A 17,981-nucleotide genomic window follows, 5' to 3' on the forward strand; every position below is an offset into this window, starting at 1 on the left:
ACGGACACTGTCTTTGTTCCGGTCAGAAACTCGTGTTCCGACGGTGGTTTCGGAACCGAAGGGGCAGTCAGTCGTTGCTCACTGGATCGCAGGCGTTCCAGTTCTGTCTGTGACAGCGGTAGCCCAGGGCAGAGAAACGGGTTGGAAGCAACGATCGATTCACTGTTGGCCGCCGAGAAGACGTGTTGCGTGTGACGGCTGTCCGCTGTCCGGTTCTCCCGGTTTCTAGAACGAGAACCCTGGAAAAAGAATCGGAGTTAGCCAAGGATGTATCGAAGCGCTGGGAAGCGCTCGACGAGCGCCTGCCCACCGACGTCGATCTGTTCGATGTAGCGGTCGAGGCCGAGGATCCGGCCGGCACCGAAGGCCGCGATGGCCAGGAAGACGATGGCGTAGATCAGCGTGTAGTCGAACGCTGCGAGCCACTGGCCCTCCCACCCGCCGAGGTAGAACATCGTCATCTGCATGGCCCCGCCGAGGGCGGCCAGGCGGACGAACGCACCGGTGATCAGCGCGACGCCGATCAGCACCTGGGTGACCGGGACGACGACGTTGATAATCTCGAGCAGGGCGGCGTTGCCGGCCATCGCGGCGAAGAGGCCGCTAACTGGGCTGGCCGGGTCGACGCCGTGGAGCAAGAAGCCGCTGGCGTCGAACGCCTCACCGCTGATGAACGCGAACTTGCCGAGTCCGGCGAACAGTATCATTCCGCCCATCACGAACCGCAGGGCGACGATGAACCACGCTGACAGCGCGTGGGGTTGTCCTTCGAGCGTGATTCCTCCATACCGGCTTTCGAGTCTGTTTCGAGTAGTAGTGGACATGATCGATTGACCTCTTGTATTTGTACAGAGGGGCGGAATACGGGTGAGTGATTTTCCTTTATTTGAGGGGGTGTTTATATAGTGGCGTTGTAGGTACCTCCATCGACGGCCGTTTTCGACGCCGGCTCCCGCGGGCTACTACCGGACGAACCGGATACATTTCGTCCGGGAACACCCATTTGATGCCGACTGATACAATCGTTGTCGTGTGTTGCCGGTGATTCCAGTCACTGACCTGGTCGTATCACGCTCCGCACTCGCGTGTTGCCGTCAGCAGCTCGGCCAGTTTCCCAACTCGTTGCGAGTGTCCGGTGACACCTGCCGTCCTCGGTGACCGCTCTCGGTTCGTCGGTGGTTCTGGACCGACGACGACCGATCGAGCGACAGCCTTGCAAGTACCGAGACGCGCATCCACCCGCCATCGCGTGGCAGTGCTGATCGTCGTGGGGTGTGGCTTCTTCGCTGTAGAGAGTGCACTCCTTCTCAGGAGGGTGTGAGCAACCCGGGGACAGTCTCACCTGTCGACAGCAGTTGTCGCCGGACTAGCCCGTTTCGCGGTCTCTGTTTCTGTTTCTGTTCCTGTTTCTGCGCCAGTTTCAGTTCCAATTCCAATCCCAGTCCCTCTTCCTGTCACTGTCCTCTCGCCGGAACTGTCGCCAGGAATCTCCGCATCCGCCATCAGGAGCACGCGTCGTTCGGTGTACTCGAGTCCGTTCTTGCGCTGGCGCTTCCGTCTGATCGCGAGCCGATGCTTCGAGAGATCGAGCAGGGCGTCGATCGTCCTGGAGACGAGTTTCTTCGCGTAGCTCTCGCTAATGCCCGTCTCCTGTCTGCGGATCCAGTGTTTCATCTCGCTCGCCGTGACGTATTCGCGAACGCCGGCACAGCCGTTCTCCCAGGGGTTGTCGCCAACGCCCGGGTCAGTCCGTGCCTTCCAGAGCCGCGCCGCAAGTCGCGACGGCAGCGAGGAGACCGTCGCGTGGAGCATATCGTCGTCCATGGTCGCGAGTTGCTGAATCGGCAGGAGATCACCGTGTGCGAGCGCGACGTTACCGCCACGCCCGAGCGGGTCATCGCTCTCGGGGAGTCGGAAGTACTGTCTGCCGTCGTCCTTGCAGATGCGCTCGAGACGGTCATCGGCGACGTCGACCTCGGTTTCGTCGACGTGCGTTTCGAGCAGATGGGCACCCTTCTCGAGTTCGCGGGCCTGGAGTTCGGTGATGCGCGCTTTGTTCGCGGCGAGTTTCTTCGCGTGGGCGTCCAGTCGCGCCTCGACGGGCGGCTGTGCGTCTTCGAGGTCGTCGATACGAGTCCGGAGCCGGTCGTTTGTCGTCCGCGCTCGGTCGAGTGCCGTCTCGAGCGTCTCGAGTCGCGTGTCTTTCTTCTCGAGTTCGTCCTCGAGGGTGGTCACCCGCTCGCGCAGGGCTTCGAGTTCGGCAGTCAGTGCGTGCAGTGCGTTTGCGTCGGAGTGCTGGTGTTGTGTACTCATGTCTGGTGTGGGGTGGTGTGTTCGGCGCGTGTAACCGAGAGTCGGCGCTGTGTCGCTGCAGGTGGGTGGTGTGCTGTCGGTCGATGCTGTGTCGTGGGTCGGCGGTGTGTCGCTGGGAGCCGGTGCTGTCCCGTCGATCGATGCGATTGGTGTGGACACCGGTCGGCGAAAATGGGTGGTCGAACCCGCGGCCGGGTGTTGGTACTGCCGGTGCCACCGCGGTTTGACGGTGTCGTGCGGTTTGACAGCGTCACTGCGGTTTGCCGGTACCACTGTGGCTTGGCGGTCTCACTGCGAGCCCGTTTGGTGCCGGGTCGGCAGTGGTTGCGGTGGCGACAGTGGCGATGGCGGTGACAGTGGCGACGGTGGTGATAGTGAAGATCGTAATGGTGGCGACTACCCATCGTGCTCGCGTCGGCCACCGTCGGCTACCATCGCGTGTCGCCCATCCGGTCCAGCGTGTTGATCGGGCGATGCGGCGTGTCGTTCGTCCGGCGCAGTGTGTCGGTCGTCCGGCGAACCTGAACGGGTCGGGCGATAGGCGCAGCGCTGGCCGGGATAGTACCGCTGGGCGAGCACCTTCGCGGCGTTGCAATCGGCGTAGACGCCGCCGACGTGGCAGTCGGGGTTCGTACAGCAGACTGTCCGGTTTCGCACCCGCTCACCGATGACGCCGCAGGCGTGACACTCCAGCGAGGAGTACGATTCGGGAACCGTCGCGACCTCGAGGCGGTACTCGGCAGCGACGGCGCGGAGTCGGCGGTGGGCCGCCGGGAGCAGCCACGCGGTCCCGCGGTGTGCGTCGGGGTCGGTCAGCCACGTCCAGAGATCGGGTTCGTGGTTGCTATCCTCGGTTACGAGGACGGGGTCGTCGTAGGCGGTTGCGTACTCGCAGATCGTCCGCGCCGCGGCGTCGATCGTGGTGTGGATCGCGGCGTGGTGGGCTGTGATAGCCGAGACGATCGTGTCTCGATCGGCCTCGCTGGCGAGGTGGGCGGCGGTCTGTGCGCGGAGCTCGTCGAGGTGGATACAGACATCGTCGCCGCTGATCACGTACGCGCCGGTCCAGTCCGGCATGGTCACCGGACAGGCGGTGTAGAGGTTGTGTTCGCCGATATCGACGCCGATCGCGGTGCGCTCGTTAGGCATCGCGATCACTGTCCGTCGGCTCGAAGCAGATTGCGTCGTCGCCCGCGACGTGAATCGTGTCGTAGTGGGTGGCGGGGTCGCGGGTGGGTATTGCTGCGGGGAACTCTGTCGGTGGGCGGGTGGCAGGTGCGTCTGCGCTGTTCTCGTGGCCTGTCTGCTGGCCAGCTATACCATCGTCTAGTGGGCAATGTTCATTGCCCCTCGGTTGCTCGTTCTTCATGGCTTCTTGAACCCGTGCAGGGATCGGAAGCCAAGTCCGGCGTGTGGGGGCACGCCGGGCAGTTTTCATGCCCGTACAGACCTGGCTTCTAATCCACATCTTGTAACGCTAGGCACATAATATTTACTGAGAATTGCGCAGTAGATGCTGGCTTACGAAGAATGAATGCTGTGGGTATAGCATTAACTCCATGTAACCGGGAATACTATGAGTTTAACAGTGAATACCGTACGTAAGATGCGACAGCCTGCGGATTGGATGGTCCCCAGTGATGATCGAATACTTGAGTTGCTTCGAGAGGAAGGAAACCTCACGCCACAGGCTGTTGAGGATTTTGGAGGTCCCGTTGCCGGGCACGCAAGTGATCGTCTCCCCGTGCTAGCTCAGTATGGGCTCGTCACGAAAATCTCTAGAGGGCTCTATCGAATCACCGACAGTGGGGAAGCGTATCTCGATGAGGACCTCGACGCGAACGAACTCGAGTCGGTTGCAGATTCTGAGTAGAATCTCTTCTCAGAACGCAGTTATCGGATGGTGAACACAGCCCCCAACTTTCCAATCCTCGCAGTGACAGTCTAATGTATAGTTGGCGTGAAACATGAACTGAACAATTGCTCTGGGGTCCTTGCGCACAGGTTTCAGTTATACACACGGTCAACCCGCGCTCGTGTGCATATTCAGGAAATGGATTCTGTCGATGTGTAACCCCAAGGATGGGAGGACTGGGATACGTTCTGCGAGCACTATTTCGGCCAGTGCTCGTTGAAATCCCAGCAGTGGGCAAGAAAGAAGAGTGCTTAGCTATTGAGTCCCTATGAGCTACGGTTTGGACTCCAAAGTCTCATTTTCTGAGGGCATTCGAATCAGTTCGGTATGGAGAATCCTTTGACAGTTAGGGCAGAGTAAATCCTCGTATACCCATTCGTTCTCCTGTCTTAATTGAATTTCAGGGTTCTCTCCTTCGAGGTCACAATCTTCACACGATAGTCTATCTTGCCGGTCCTGGGGATTGTCGAGTTCAACAAAAGCAATCGTCGTTATTGTGTCCTCACCATCTTCATAGCTGTCTGCAGTCACCCTACACTCTGCTGAAGAGAACTGACCCGAATATCGAGCGGCGACAGCTCCTGAGATAATTTCTTCATCAACATAGTCTACCTCCGAAAGTGCGGCCCTCAACTCGAGAATCCCAATGTCATCGGTAAGTGGCCCTGGACCATCGGCAGGGCTAATTTCTTTTAGAGTGTTTTCCGACTCGGACCAACTAACCTGAACCATAGAGAGACAGCATATCTCCAGAGGTATCTAGCTTTTTCAGGAAACATGACAATTCGCCGCTTTGAGTAAGCGTCTACGAGACGGGGTTAGGCCGCCTACGTAGAGTTGCGAATCGCTTCGATGCCGCGTTCGGTGAGGCGGTATCTGTTCGGTTCCGCCTTCACCATCAGGATGCGCTTCTTGACAGCGTTGTTCACGACTCGGATGACCTCTTGCCAGTTGCCGAAGTCGACATCGCTGAGGTCGGCTGTCACGCTGTTGCGGTCGAGAACTTGATCCGCCATCTCGCGCAGATCCGCGGGAGAAACACCAGTGACCTTCTCCCCAGCGTCCTCATCGGCGTTGCGGTCGAGAACGAACGCTGAACCGCCGCCTTGGCTCACTTTCACTAGGTAGCCATCCTCGTCTGTGATCTTGTTGAGGAGGTTTGTGGTGGTCTGAAGCGTGGCCTCCTCCTCGGAGTCATCCGCCTCGATGACGCTCGACATGTCCTCGTAGTAGAGGACAGCGTTGAGCTGACTTCGAGCGAACTCATCCGATAGTTCGTCCTGCTTGGCCACTGCGGCCTTCAGGAGTTCGCGCCGCTTGTCCGTGAGGTCTGAAACCTCTGTGATTGCTTGGGTCATAGTTGAGCTGGTTTCCGAGCAGGACAACGTTCAAGACACCCCGGCCCGAACAAGCGACTGTTCGGGCAACAGTGCCGTCTGTTGCCTGCGTCGGCTGGCATTTTGACCCGGCACCCGGCTGGGCGCCAACCTGTTGCGGGTGCAAACGGGTCAGCCGACGACGCGGTTCTTGACTCCCACGCCGCTAGCTATCCACTAGGGTGGGGTGTACTTAGTTCTTTTGTGGAAGATAGTCTGATTTGACGAGCCAGTAGGGCGTAATTGTTAACACCGTGGCCCCACAAGAAGATGGCATAGCCGAAAATAGACTATGGCACCCGAGACACCAATCATTCCCGACGACGAAAGAGATAGGGGTGTACTGACACCAGACGACAGAAAATTCCTCAAAGGCGAAAAAGAATATCAGAGTGAACAGTCTGAAAGAGATGCCAGATACAGAATTAGAAGCCGAATCAAAGATGCAATCTTAGATTTCAGTATTTTACTACACCACTTGGATAGGAACGATCGAGAACAGGTTTTCTCTACCTATGAAGGCATAAGTGGATTGTCAAATAATAGTGACGAGCTTTCGGGGGAAGCTTTCCGAGAGTTTGTTGAGTCCACTATGTTCCAAAATGGTATTTCAGACGCTATCTCGTTCTTTATATTGGGAATTGAGGATACCAACGAACCGGTGGATTCCATGCTCGAGACTGGTATCGAAGGGGCAGAGGAGGAAAAGGGATATCTCGTTGATGAAGTCACGGTTGAAATCTCAGTCAAGAGGAAGAAGCCGGAACTTGAGGTGCTCCTCGAAAAATTCGAATCAGGTGAGCCACTGACTGAAGATGAACTTGAGGCAGTGATTAGATCTGGAGAGATCGAACTTGATGCGGGGACTTTGGACACGCTGTTTGAACGGGTAAGCGAATCGCTTTCAGAGGATATAGAGAACGGGGACGCTACGATTAATATTGATATAGCAGATGAAGATGAGGATGAGGATGAAGAATGATATTAGGGGTTGAATTCAGTTATTGAACAGTTTTCGACTTTTTTGACGTAGATTTTCACTCCCTCCCTCCATTCTTCCAGATGGTCCGCGGTGGCGACTGATTCGGATTCTCCCAGTGCCTCTCCAAAGGTGTCTTGCCTCTCCTCAAGTTCTTCTAGTAGATCTTGTAGTGATTTCTTTTCTACATCATCCTGCTGCTTCTCTCTGATTGCGGCATAGTGCTGAGCAAGACGCTTCTGCTCATCTGCAACCGCATAGATATCTTTCCAACCTTCCATCCAGTCTCTACAAACTCTGCAGTCACACGGTTCGGTGTGATCTTCTCCCAATTGAACCGCCTCAGCGATACCTACGAATTCTTTGATTGGTTCGAAGTAGTAGCGGGAGGCTCCACCACCTCCTCCGTCCTGTGATTTCAGCTTCTCTGATGCTGACTCGCTGTAATTGATACCGAACCCAGTTCCCTGAAGTCCAAATATCGAGAGCAGGTTAGAGAAATAGCTTCCGTAGAAAAAATGCGGTGCAACATCTTGGTCGGAGATTCGACTGACCAAGTCTACTGTGCTTACATAGTGACCTCTACTGGATTCTCTCTTATCGAGGCCTTCAATCCAGAGGAAGACCTCATTGATTGGAGCATCACCAAGGTAGTTAGCGAGTCCTTCTCTGAAGTTCACGTCAGTTACCAAACGCCGTTTCATAAAGATGCACGGCTTTACTGGATGATCTGTATATTCAACCGTATCTGAGATGATCTGCTTGTTGTATTCGAGGTCTTTCTCAGTAGAGAGTTTCACGTACCACGGTATAACCGCTTTTGGGAGCAAATCGTATTCAGCATCCGATAGCGAGTACCTCTTGAGTGTTGAATCAGCATGCTCGTCAAGAATCTCCAGTTGGAAATCCACAGTCGTTTCCACGACATTCCTTTGATTCTCACGGCTAAGATCTTGATAACGTAGATTACCTTCCTCCTGTATTTTACTAACTACGATATCTTCATAGAAATCCACCAATCTGTGACTCCATTGTTTCAGATTCCCGGAGTCTTCGAGGAAGTTATCCCCTTCTCGAAAAGTTGGCAGGTAAGGATTGATGTAATATTCTTGCTCCAGATTTGAAACACGACCTGAAACCTGCTCTGCGTGTTCTATGGCGAAGTGAGCCGGGATGATGAGTGAGTCGATATACTCAGAGGATCGATCTACTGAGGGGCCTTCACCGGGATGATTGTAATGGAGACTATTTTCGAACATCACGTAGTATATATTCGTTTATCCGGGAGGTTGCGTGGTCACTAGTCTCATTCTTATTGGGAGTTGATAAACATTTCACTTGATCACTCACAGATAACAGACCGATGTCGCACTGCTCAATTCGGCTGACAAGGTCCTCGGTGGCATATTCCTCCCAAACGGAGAGGTATGAGTAATTAACAAGAGTCTGGTTCCTCTCAGCTTGTTGAATTCCTCGCTTAAAATCTTTAGTCTTCAGTTCGACTGATACTGTCTCTTTACCATTGGTTCCCAGAATATCGATTGGAATAGAGTAAAGACGCGACTCCGTCATAAACTCAAACCCTTCCTTTTCAAGATATTCTGCTACAATCCCTAGCTGGTACTTCTCTGGCCAATACATCCTCAGTCCAAGACTTCGTCCTTAATTTTCGAGTTTTTGGTGTATTCAGGGTACTGATTGTAGACGTATTCAAGAAGTTCGTCGAGTTCGAGATTAGAGTATTCCTCGATTATTTCGTCTATCTCAGATTCAACACTGTCATCCATGGCTTCCTCTAGTTTCTTGGTTATTTTGTGACCCTTCTCAGTCATCACGAATTGTTTCCCTGAATACTGGCTTTGATCTTCATTATCCCGTATCTCGTCAACCTCTGAATCGGGTGAGACCATCTCAATAGCATCCACTGCCAAGAGGAACTCGATAGCGTTGTAGATTTCCTCGGAGAAAGGCCCGTAATCGTAAGCCTCAAACTCGAACGTAGCCTTCTCGTGGATGTCAGAAAACTCAGTTTCCTCTTGGATTAAGAAAAACAACTTCTGAAGCCGTGTCACCCCTTCAACAGAGTCCGCATGGTGGAGGAGAATGAAAGCGAGGTCTTTCTGGCGATCTATGGTATCTATCTGTGCCATGATGGGTCTCTGGTGTTGATGGTATTCACCCGGCAGACAAAATTGTTCCCCTCCTCAGAGATATAGATTCATTCAAATGACGATTCGAACATCTCGTGATTAAAAGTACGATTTGATCTCACCCCCGTTTCGTGTGCTTCACCTGGAATCCTGCTGTGCGAAAGCGGGACAGGGACGCTGTAATTTTTGCGCTGCCCTCTTGAGGACAGTGCGGAGGCGGGGCGGTTGATTTGTAACCTTGGCCTCAGCCACAATCCCCGTCTCAAAATGCGTGTCTCTTCTCAACTCGAGTACCCGGCACATCTACAAACCCAACTGATTCGAAATTTCGGCTGCCAGATCGCATGTACGTCCCCCTCAATCCTCGATACTACAGCCGTCCCTACTATAAACAAGCTCGAACAACACACACAATCACGGACCACCTTGGGGACAACACATCACCTTCTCTGAACACAACCCTAGAGTAAGTACCTCAGTTTTCGGCCGCCGAAACCACCGTCACCGGCCGATCGCTGTCCAGAATCACCGCCTGCGTCACACTCCCGAAAATCACCTTCCCGACCGGCGACTGCTTTCGCGATCCAAGCACCAACTCGTCAGCCTCCACCTGCTCCGCAACGTCCAGAATCGCCGGCGGCGGACTCCCAGTCGCGCTATGGACCCGCGTCTCGACGCCAGCATCGCGACAGGACTCGAGTGCCGTCGAAACTGTCTCCGGTAGCTGGTCGACGTCCTCGTAGTCGAATTTGATCTCGCCGATCTGGACCTCGGTGTCGGCGAACTCGAGTTCCTTGCGGACGTAGAGAACGTGGACTGCAATCTCGTCTGGAACGCCGGGGCGGGAGAGGATGGCGTCGAGTTGGGCCTGTACTCGCGGTTCGGTTTCGTCGACGGGGAGCAAAACGGTGTACATACCGGTGCTGACGGCCGCGTGGCATATCAATGCCAGTGTTGTTTCGATGGGGCGCTGCTGGGTTGTGCTCCTGTCGGCGAGAGCAGACTACTCGTCTCGACAGCTACGCACCGGTGAGCAGGTCGTGGCGAACCGAAGCACAAGACCGGCGACGGCGAGTGTTATGCCCGTCGCGGCGAGTTGCCCGAAGCCGGCGGCGAGTCCGAGTCCACCAGCCGTACCGCCGGCCAGTGCGGCGGTGCCGGTGCCGAGACAGCAGAGACTGGCGACGCCCGCGAGTCCGAGAAGAGATCGTCGGGATGCTGAATCGGAGTCCACGTTTGTTCGTATCGTGGTTGGTATGGGAGCGACGAGTATCTAGCTTTGGGACGGGTTACGACCGCTGCTGTGGTCTGTTGCTGTGGTCTGTTTACGTTTCATCGGGATTGCGGTCGCGGTTGTGCTCGTGACTATGCTCGTCATCGTGGTTGCGCTCACCCTCGTGCTGGTGGTGGTCGTCGTGCTGGTGGTCGTGTCCGTGTCCGTGTTTGTGGTCGTGTTCATGCCCATGGTCATGCTGGTGCTGGTGCGTCTGTTGATCCTGCTGGTGGTCGTGGTTATGGTCATGTCCGTGATCGTGGCCGTGTTCATCGTCGTGCCCGTGCCCGTCTCCGTGTTGATGACCTGCCCCGTCGGGCCCGTGCCGAGTAAACGGTCCCGAAAACGCGCGGTCGACGACTTCCGACAGCGCGGGGTGGACGTGCACTGACTCTCGAATGTCCCAGACGGTTCCGGTGCCCGCTTTCATCGCGACCACGACCTCCTCGATGAGCGTCGGCGCATCGGGGCCGACGATGTGACAGCCGAGAATCTCGCCGCGTGGCTCGATGAGGACCTTGACGAACCCTTCGGCGTGCATCGCCTGTCCGCGCGCCGTGTCCCCGTACTGGTACGTCGCCGTCGCATACGGCCGTTCCGCCTCGCGCAACTCCTGTTCTCGCATCCCGACGCCGGCGACTTCCGGGGAGCCGAACACCGCGAACGGCATCGCCGTGTAGTCGACCGGTTCCAACTCGTCGCCGAACAGGTTTCGTGCCACGGCCTGTGCCTCGTGGTTCGCGTTATGTTTCAACAGATACTCGCCGACGATGTCACCGAGCGCCCAGATTCCCTCTGCCGTCGTCCGAAGGTACTCGTCGGTTGCGACGAACCCCTGCTCGTCGGTTTCGACACCCGTTGCGTCCAGATTCAGCGTGTCCGTGTTCGGCCGGCGTCCCGCTGCGACGAGGAGCGTCTCGCCGCTCACCGTGAGCGCATCTCGGCCGTCAGGATCGTCCCACGCCGGCGGGTACGGTCGCGCGTCGACAGTTATCCCCTCCCCGGTCTGGCCCTCTCCGGCCTGCGAGGCACCGACCGCCTCGTAGCCCGTGTACACGTCGAACCGGTCGGCGTATTGCTCGGTGACGGCATCCCCAACCTCCTCGTCTGCCTGGGGGAGCAACCGCGGTCGCCGGCCGATGATCGACACATTGCTTCCGAACGTCCCGAAGAAGTGTGCCAGTTCGACTGCGATGTAGCCGCCACCGATGATGACCAGATCGTCCGGCGGCGTCTCGAGTTGCAACGCCTCCGTACTGGTCAGATACTCCACGTCGTCGATTCCCTCGATAGCTGGAATCGCCGGCCGCGTTCCGGCCGCGATGAGGACGGTCTCCCCGCGCACTCGCACACCGCTGTCGGGGCCGCTGACGAGTTCTACCGTCCGGTCGTCGACGAAGCGCCCCTCGCCCTCGAGAAGGGTGTGCTGCCTCGAGGACCGGAGCCCCTGCTCGATCGAGTCGGCGCTCCCTGACACGTCGTCGGTCACGTCGCGAACGATCTCGGCGAACTCGATGTCGGTGACGTCGGCGTGGATGCCGAACTCATCGGCGCGCTCGATGGTGGTCAGCACCTCGGCATGGTACAGCAGTTTCTTCGAGGGGATACAGCCGCGATTGAGGCAGGTGCCGCCGAGCGGTCCCTTTTCGACGACGGCGACGGACTGACCCTGATTCGCTGCGACGCTCGCGACATCGAGGCCGGAGCCGGAGCCGATGACGAGAAAGTCGACCGTCTGTGGTTCTGATTCTGCCGACGTCTCCGTCTTTGATTTCGTCACTGACGTTGCCTCTGATTCAGTTTCGACTCCCGTGTCCGTTCGCATACAACTTGGACACTGCCCAGCCAAATCAAACTCACAGGCACTCGAGTACCGGCGGGTGAGAGTATCGAGCATCGGAAACTGAGATACTCGCCGATCGAACGCAGCGACAGGGATCGAGAAGAGCTCCTATCAGTTCGCAGCGCAGTTGTTCGGTCCGAGTTCGAGTTCCTCGACATCGCTACCGGGTTGTTCGTTGCCCCAGTTGATCTGCTTGATCTCGTTGTAGTTCGCCGGTTCGTCGGCCAGACTGTCGACGATCGTCTCGACGAACGCCTCCTCGTCGCCGGCTTCGACGTAACTCAGGAGTTGGTTCGTCGTTTCGGCTCGCAAATCACCGAGATCGGTCGCCAGTGGTCTGATCGACTCGTCGCTGAAGTGCCCGGGCAGCACGACTCGTTCGTCGTCGAGTTTCGTCACGCGCTCTAGGCTGTCGAACAACTGGCTCGCGGCCGTTCGGACGGCATCCTCCGCACTGTCTTCGAGGTCCGGCCGGCCGACGCTGCGGAGGAATAGCGTGTCGCCGCTGAGCAACGCATCGCCGAACTCGAAGGAAACACTGCCTGGCGTGTGCCCTGGCGTGTAGATCACGTCCAGATCGCGTTCGCCGATGGCAATCGACTCTCCATCCACGAGCTCCGTAACGCTGTCGAGTGCGCCTGTATCAGCCTCGTGGAGATAGTACGGCACGTCGAGTTCGCCGGCGAGCCGGCGGGCACCGGAAACGTGGTCTGCGTGGGCGTGGGTGTCCGCAATACCGACAATCTCTAGCCCGCGTTCGTCGGCCGCGCTCAGATACTCGTCGATGTACTGGCTCGGATCGACAACGACGGCTTCTCCGTCATCGTGGACGAGATACGAGACACAACCCGTCCCTGGGCGAACGATCTGGACGACACCGTCCACATCGTCGACCTCGTACTGGCGATGGACGCGACCCCAGCCGTTCATCCCGTCTGCGACCGACTTCGCGTCGAAGCCGTGCGTCCGAAGGAACTCCGCCGCTCGAGCCGACGTTATCCCCGCGACACACATCACCGCAATCTCCGTCTCTTCGGGCAACTCGTCTACGTGCGACTCGAGTGTCGAGTAATCGTACTCGAGTAACTCGTCGTAGATCGGGAGGTTGGTGCTCTTCTCGATTTGCCACTCGCCGTACTCGGCCTCGTTCCTGACGTCGAGGACGAACAGCGGCGCGGAGTCGTCGGTCTGGAGACGCCGCGAGACGTCGGCTGGGCTGATAGTAGTATTGCTCATTCTACCCAATATAATCACTCGGCCGTTATTAAATATACTGGTCAGGTGACTCACCTGTTCCGTCGTAGCGCACGTACGAATCGTCCTACAGCGAAGAGCGACGGTGTCTGGACGACTACCCGACGGGAGACGAAGGGGTGTGGCGAGAGGGTACTCGAATAGAAGTTCGCCTCGTTGTCACACTCCTGAACGACTGCCTGAAATTAGCGTCCGCGTCGTCCGTGTCGCACTTCGCCGTAGCGAGTTGTCGCGTCGCTGTGCTGTCCCGACTCAGCTCTGTGCTGGAACGTCGGCGCTCGTTTCGTCGTACTTGTCTTCGAACTCCTGGATGAGTTGGCCCATCTTGGCGTACCAGTCGTTCAGCATCCGCTGCATGTCGCTTGCAATCTGGTCCGGGTCGGTTGGGTAGTAGACGTGGTAGTAGCCACCCTGGTCGTAGTTGATCTGTTCCTTCTGGATGAAGCCACTCTGTAGCAGGCGCTGGATCGAGCGGTAGGCAGTCGATCGTTCGCGGTCGACGCGCTCTGCGACTTCGTCGATCGTCAGGGGTTCTTCGCTTTCGACCATCGCACGAAAGCAGTCCTTGTCCAGTTGCTTCAGGCCGTGAATACACTCTAACAGCCCTTCACACTGCATATCCTGCTGGAGTTGTTCAGAGAGTGAGTTGGACATGTTGATAACACGTCTATGGCTCGTGTGCGTATAAGGGTTGTGTGAGTATTGTGCAATCTCGCTTTGCAGAGCCTGACGAGCCGTGTCGCTCCTGGTGGGAGTCCTGAACAGACTGCATGGGCGGAGACGGCCACTACCGACTCCTGTTGGATCCGGTTGCTGTCGTCCACGGCCCACCGTCCACCCGTCTGAAGCGACGACCGCACAGCCACTACGCCGGCACTGGTACTTTGATGGTGTCCGCCGATAGATACTGTCCAGATGGTGTTGGTCGAACAGCTCGCGCTGGTCTTTTTCGCTGGACTCGTGACGGCGCTCGCCACCGGCCTCGGTGCACTCCCGTTTTTCTTTTTCGACGAGATCAGCGACCGCCGAACCGTTCTCCTCTGGGGGTTTTCGTCGGGAATCATGCTCTCGGCGTCTGTTTTTGGTCTCCTCGATGAGGGGTTAGCCGAGGGAACCGTCCTCGAGATCACCCTCGGTATGGGGGCGGGCGTGATCCTGGTCGTCATCGCGCGAGACGTGCTGCTCGACGCCGAGATTGATCCGCGCGAGTACGAGCAGGCTGATTTCACCAAACTCGTGCTCATCCTCGGGGTGTTGACGGTGCACAGCTTTCCCGAGGGAGTCGCGGTCGGTGTCGCGTTTGCCGACCTCGGACTCGAGGGTGGGTTTTCGATTCTCGGGTTTTCCGTGCCGTTGTTGGCTGTTTTCATGACAGTCGCGATTTCGATTCACAACGTCCCCGAGGGAACGGCGATCTCCATCCCGCTGCGATCAATGGGTGTCGCCAACTGGAAACTCGTCTGGTGGGCGGTCTTCTCGAGTCTCCCCCAGCCAGTGGGCGCGGTTATGGCGTTCGCGTTCGTTCAGACGGCACGGGGGTTTCTCGCGATTGGGTTCGGGTTTGCTGCGGGTGCGATGATCTATCTGGTCCTCACCGAATTCGTTCCGGAGGCGCTCTCGATCGGCGAGCGATTGCCACGCGGTGGGAAGCCAGAACTCGCCGCTGGGGCCATCCTCGGTCTCTTGCTTATGGTGCCACTCGCAGCGATCTGATGTCGTTCTCAATTCCTGAGACAACCATCGGATATTATAATACACGATTGCTTACGGATGAGGTGGTATGGCATACCAACGAAAGACACGCCGACGGGTACTACGGGGAATCACAGCAACGGGCCTGACGCTCGGGATGATCGGAACTGGCAGCGCACAGTCGTCGTCGACGTACGTCGTCACTGGGGGAGGGCGCTCGCGCCTCGAGAACGCGGGCGCGACGATCACACGGGAACTCGCGAACGGATCCGTCTTCATTGTCTCGGCCGATGACGGCGCTGCGGACGACCTGCGTTCCGTTTCGGGCGTCAGTGGGGTCACGGAGAATTTTGAAGTCGAACACGACGGGCCGGTTTCCGAGGTGGAGCCACAGACGACTGACGACGCCGACTACACCGAGAATCAGTGGGACAAGGAGATCACGGACACCTTCGACGCTCACGACTACGCGACCGGTGCAGGTACGCGAATCGTCATCGCCGACACTGGCGTCGACGGCACGCATCCGGATCTGACTGGCAACTTTAACGAGGAGTTGAGCGTCTCGTTCGTCGACGGCGGCGAAAAGGACGACCACATCGGCGACACCGGCGATCACGGCACGCACGTCGCCGGCACCGCAGCCGCAACCGGTGCAGAGGGGGTCACCGGAACCGCACCTGACGCCGAACTCGTCTCCGTTCGCGTTCTCGGCGAAGACAGCAGTACGTTCGCAGATATTCTCGCCGCAGCCGACTACACCGCCGAGATCGGCGCGGATGTCGCAAACTATAGCCTCGGTGCGGGTCCGTTCCCATCCGAGGCCAACAGCGACGGTACTCGAGTCGCCGTCCAGAACGTGATGCAAGACGTCGCCCGTCGTGGGACGGTGTCGACGGTCTCTGCTGGCAACGCCGAGACCGACCTTCAGCGGGGTGGGCTGTTCTACCTGCCGGGAACCGTCCAGGGTGTGATGACGATTTCGGCGAGCGGTCCGGAGGACAACCTCTCGTTCTACTCGAACTACGGGACGAGCGAGATCGAGGTCGGTGCACCCGGCGGTGGCCGGGGAGTGGAAGAAGAAACTGTCATCCCCGATGATCTCGTCTTCTCGACCGAACCAGATGGGACCTACGGCTGGAAGGCCGGCACGTCGATGGCTGCCCCACAGGTTGCGGGACTGGTCGGACTCGTCCGGGAACTCGAGCCAGATGCACACACGAACCAGGTCGAGAACGCGATCGCACACGGTGCCGAACTCGTCCCAGGACGCAGCAGCCCGGAGTTCGGTGCTGGTCGAATCAACGCCCTGAACACGGTGCACAGACTGTAAACAGCGCTAGCTCAGCGCCCGTGGAATCTCGGTTTGCTTCTTTGGTGGACTCTCCGTCTCGAGTGTCACCGTCCGACTACCGCTTCCCATCGCTCGCTCATCGGCGATCGGTTCCCGTCCGATCGCTGTGAGCAACGTGATCGGTCCGTAGACCGATTCAGTGGGGACTCCCGTTCACCCGAGCGCGGCATCTACTCGAGTTCGTACTGTGCGACTTCCGTTGATCCGCACGCTGGGCACGTCGTCCCCTCGTCGTCATCGATGGAAACACCGCAGTGTCGACACTCGTAGATCGTGTTATCGTCTCGAACGGCAGCGACCAGATGGCCGAAATATGTAGAGAGCATGCGAGCGGGTGATAGCTCCCTCTACCAGCGTGAGTGGTATATATCCTCTCCAACCGGAGTGAAACTGAAATCCCGCTGGAGTGGCGTTCGAGACCCATTATTCTGTGCGAGACCAGCAAATATCATACGCCCAATGATACGGGAACTCTGACGTTCTTCCCGGCGGAACGGTTCGGATAGGGTTACTGTCAACGGGGGGCGGCCGCAGCGTCTGTTTCACTGGGCATCCAGAACGTGAGTGCGATCACGACTGCCATGATCACGGCCAGCGCGATGTAGCCCTGATCGAAGTAGCCGTAATCGCCGATCACGCCGAAGATGACGGGTCCTGCGGCGGCGAGCGACGCAGAGACCGTCCGGACGACGCCGAGTCCGGAGCCCTGCATCTCTTTGGAGAACGAGTCTGCGAGATAGGACTGGGTGACCGCCCCGGTCCCGAGCATCGTGCTGATCAACGCTGTAATCCCGACGAGCAGCCAGACGCTGTCGACGAACGGCAACAGGAGAAAGCCAGCCACGGCTGGCGTTAGAATGCTGATCAGCGCGATTCGCATTCCAATCCGGTCGTACGCCGCGCCAGCCGCAGGTTTGACGAGGACCCCCACCGCGAAGAAAAAGCCAAACAGCACGCTCGCTGTCGTTGGCGAGATCTCCTTCGTCCTCGTCAGATAGGTCGGATAGAACGCGGTGAACGACTGCCAGATGAACATATAGAGGAACAGAATCCCCGTCATGAGTCCCATCGCTGGCCGTCGAAGCTCCGCGACGACATCGAGCAGGTCGCTGAGCGACTGGCTACTCGAGTCGCCCTCGGCAGTAGCGTCGGCATCGGAACGACCGGCGGCCTCGGCTGTGTCCCGTTCCGGTCGGCTCGAGCGTGTCGCTGTCGTGACCGAGGTGGCGAGGACGGCGAGGCCGGCAAGAAGGAGCAGCGGGGCGACGAACCCGAGCCCTGCCTGCCACGCGATGGCTGCGGCGAGCAGCGTCGCGATCGGTGGGAGCACTGTCTGCCCGATATCGCCCGTCGCCATGGTGACGCCGAGTGCGCTTCCGAGCCGTCCCGGATAGAGATTCGAGAGGAACGTTATTCTCGCAATCGGGTACAGCGAGTGTCCGAGTCCCCAGAGTGCCGTCGCGAGAAACAGAGCGAGTGCTGAGGACGAAGAGACGATAACCCCGAGCGCGAGTGCGACGACGGCTGTGCCGACTGCCATGAGCTTTCCCTCGCTGTATCGGTCGGCGAGCATGCCGCCCGGCAGTTGTCCGATCGCCGCGAAGAACCACAGCACCGTCACCAACAGTCCGGAGACTGCGAGGCTCAGGCCGTATGCGTCCTCGAGATGTGGAATAATAACGGGGTAGATCATCCGTGTCCCGTTCAACAGCCCCCAGCCGACGGCGACTGCGACGAGTGCGATTCCTTTGCCGCCGCCCCAGAGTCCAGATACTTCCTGTCTCAGTAGTGAGAGAAACGTCATTAAGAGCAGTCTGTACTGAGAAACTCGG

General features: G+C 57.9%; 18 protein-coding genes. 4 read left to right on the forward strand and 14 right to left on the reverse strand.

The genetic code is table 11. The features are described from left to right. Positions 1 to 257: 257 nt before the first annotated feature. The 3 genes from BBD46_RS06800 to BBD46_RS06810 all read right to left on the reverse strand — a co-directional run bounded on the left by BBD46_RS06800 (position 258) and on the right by BBD46_RS06810 (position 3,462). Positions 258 to 824 carry a DoxX family protein gene (locus BBD46_RS06800; RefSeq protein ID WP_071400979.1) on the reverse strand — a complete coding sequence of 189 codons (567 nt, stop codon included), beginning with the start codon at positions 822 to 824 and terminating at the stop codon, positions 258 to 260. 514 nt (positions 825 to 1,338) lie between these two features. Then, positions 1,339 to 2,313, reverse strand: coding sequence for a hypothetical protein (locus BBD46_RS06805; protein WP_071400980.1), 975 nt, complete (start codon positions 2,311 to 2,313; stop codon positions 1,339 to 1,341). A gap of 396 nt (positions 2,314 to 2,709) precedes the next feature. Beyond that, positions 2,710 to 3,462, reverse strand: a complete 753-nt coding sequence (locus BBD46_RS06810; protein ID WP_071400981.1) for a zinc ribbon domain-containing protein — start codon at positions 3,460 to 3,462, stop codon at positions 2,710 to 2,712. Between the two features lie 457 nt (positions 3,463 to 3,919). On the opposite strand from BBD46_RS06810, the gene BBD46_RS06820 reads away from it, so the two are divergent. Then, positions 3,920 to 4,186, forward strand: coding sequence for a PhiH1 repressor (locus BBD46_RS06820; protein ID WP_394326820.1), 267 nt, complete (start codon positions 3,920 to 3,922; stop codon positions 4,184 to 4,186). 315 nt (positions 4,187 to 4,501) lie between these two features. Here BBD46_RS06820 and BBD46_RS06825 read toward each other — a convergent pair whose 3' ends face one another. Beyond that, complete coding sequence (locus tag BBD46_RS06825) at positions 4,502 to 4,960, reverse strand: hypothetical protein (RefSeq protein ID WP_071400984.1); 459 nt, start codon at positions 4,958 to 4,960, stop codon at positions 4,502 to 4,504. A 95-nt stretch (positions 4,961 to 5,055) separates the two neighbouring features. After that, positions 5,056 to 5,586, reverse strand: coding sequence for a hypothetical protein (locus BBD46_RS06830; RefSeq protein WP_071400985.1), 531 nt, complete (start codon positions 5,584 to 5,586; stop codon positions 5,056 to 5,058). A 310-nt stretch (positions 5,587 to 5,896) separates the two neighbouring features. Here BBD46_RS06830 and BBD46_RS06835 point away from each other — a divergent pair, with 310 nt between their 5' ends. After that, positions 5,897 to 6,586 carry a hypothetical protein gene (locus tag BBD46_RS06835; RefSeq protein ID WP_071400986.1) on the forward strand — a complete coding sequence of 230 codons (690 nt, stop codon included), beginning with the start codon at positions 5,897 to 5,899 and terminating at the stop codon, positions 6,584 to 6,586. A 2-nt stretch (positions 6,587 to 6,588) separates the two neighbouring features. Here BBD46_RS06835 and BBD46_RS06840 read toward each other — a convergent pair whose 3' ends face one another. From BBD46_RS06840 to BBD46_RS06875, 7 genes are all read right to left on the reverse strand, one after another. Next, positions 6,589 to 7,842 carry a hypothetical protein gene (locus BBD46_RS06840; RefSeq protein ID WP_071400987.1) on the reverse strand — a complete coding sequence of 418 codons (1,254 nt, stop codon included), beginning with the start codon at positions 7,840 to 7,842 and terminating at the stop codon, positions 6,589 to 6,591. A gap of 384 nt (positions 7,843 to 8,226) precedes the next feature. After that, a complete protein-coding gene (locus BBD46_RS06850) occupies positions 8,227 to 8,733 on the reverse strand; it encodes a type II toxin-antitoxin system antitoxin SocA domain-containing protein (RefSeq protein ID WP_071400989.1) in 507 nt (168 codons plus the stop codon). A gap of 475 nt (positions 8,734 to 9,208) precedes the next feature. Then, a complete protein-coding gene (locus BBD46_RS06855) occupies positions 9,209 to 9,649 on the reverse strand; it encodes a universal stress protein (RefSeq protein ID WP_071400990.1) in 441 nt (146 codons plus the stop codon). A gap of 87 nt (positions 9,650 to 9,736) precedes the next feature. Beyond that, a complete protein-coding gene (locus BBD46_RS06860) occupies positions 9,737 to 9,967 on the reverse strand; it encodes a hypothetical protein (RefSeq protein WP_071400991.1) in 231 nt (76 codons plus the stop codon). Between the two features lie 91 nt (positions 9,968 to 10,058). Beyond that, positions 10,059 to 11,831: a dihydrolipoyl dehydrogenase gene (locus BBD46_RS06865; RefSeq protein WP_071400992.1), complete on the reverse strand. Its 1,773-nt coding sequence runs from the start codon at positions 11,829 to 11,831 to the stop codon at positions 10,059 to 10,061. Between the two features lie 129 nt (positions 11,832 to 11,960). Further along, positions 11,961 to 13,085: an MBL fold metallo-hydrolase gene (locus tag BBD46_RS06870; RefSeq protein WP_071400993.1), complete on the reverse strand. Its 1,125-nt coding sequence runs from the start codon at positions 13,083 to 13,085 to the stop codon at positions 11,961 to 11,963. Between the two features lie 270 nt (positions 13,086 to 13,355). Next, a complete protein-coding gene (locus BBD46_RS06875) occupies positions 13,356 to 13,757 on the reverse strand; it encodes a helix-turn-helix domain-containing protein (protein WP_071400994.1) in 402 nt (133 codons plus the stop codon). Positions 13,758 to 14,018: 261 nt separating this feature from the next. Here BBD46_RS06875 and BBD46_RS06880 point away from each other — a divergent pair, with 261 nt between their 5' ends. Both BBD46_RS06880 and BBD46_RS06885 read left to right on the forward strand, forming a co-directional pair. Then, entirely contained in the window at positions 14,019 to 14,816 is a 798-nt protein-coding gene (locus tag BBD46_RS06880) for a ZIP family metal transporter (RefSeq protein ID WP_071400995.1), read from the forward strand. 67 nt (positions 14,817 to 14,883) lie between these two features. Continuing rightward, complete coding sequence (locus tag BBD46_RS06885) at positions 14,884 to 16,128, forward strand: S8 family peptidase (RefSeq protein WP_084777701.1); 1,245 nt, start codon at positions 14,884 to 14,886, stop codon at positions 16,126 to 16,128. A gap of 191 nt (positions 16,129 to 16,319) precedes the next feature. On the opposite strand, the gene BBD46_RS22585 is transcribed toward BBD46_RS06885, so the two are convergent. Beyond that, positions 16,320 to 16,475, reverse strand: a complete 156-nt coding sequence (locus BBD46_RS22585) for a hypothetical protein (RefSeq protein ID WP_171908169.1) — start codon at positions 16,473 to 16,475, stop codon at positions 16,320 to 16,322. A 188-nt stretch (positions 16,476 to 16,663) separates the two neighbouring features. After that, the gene (locus BBD46_RS06890; RefSeq protein ID WP_171908170.1) at positions 16,664 to 17,953 is read right to left on the reverse strand and encodes an MFS transporter; all 1,290 of its coding nucleotides are present in this window, start codon (positions 17,951 to 17,953) and stop codon (positions 16,664 to 16,666) included. Positions 17,954 to 17,981: the final 28 nt, after the last annotated feature.

Origin of the sequence: Natrialba sp. SSL1 (genome assembly GCF_001861355.1) — an archaeon.
In the GTDB taxonomy this organism is placed as follows: domain Archaea; phylum Halobacteriota; class Halobacteria; order Halobacteriales; family Natrialbaceae; genus Natrialba.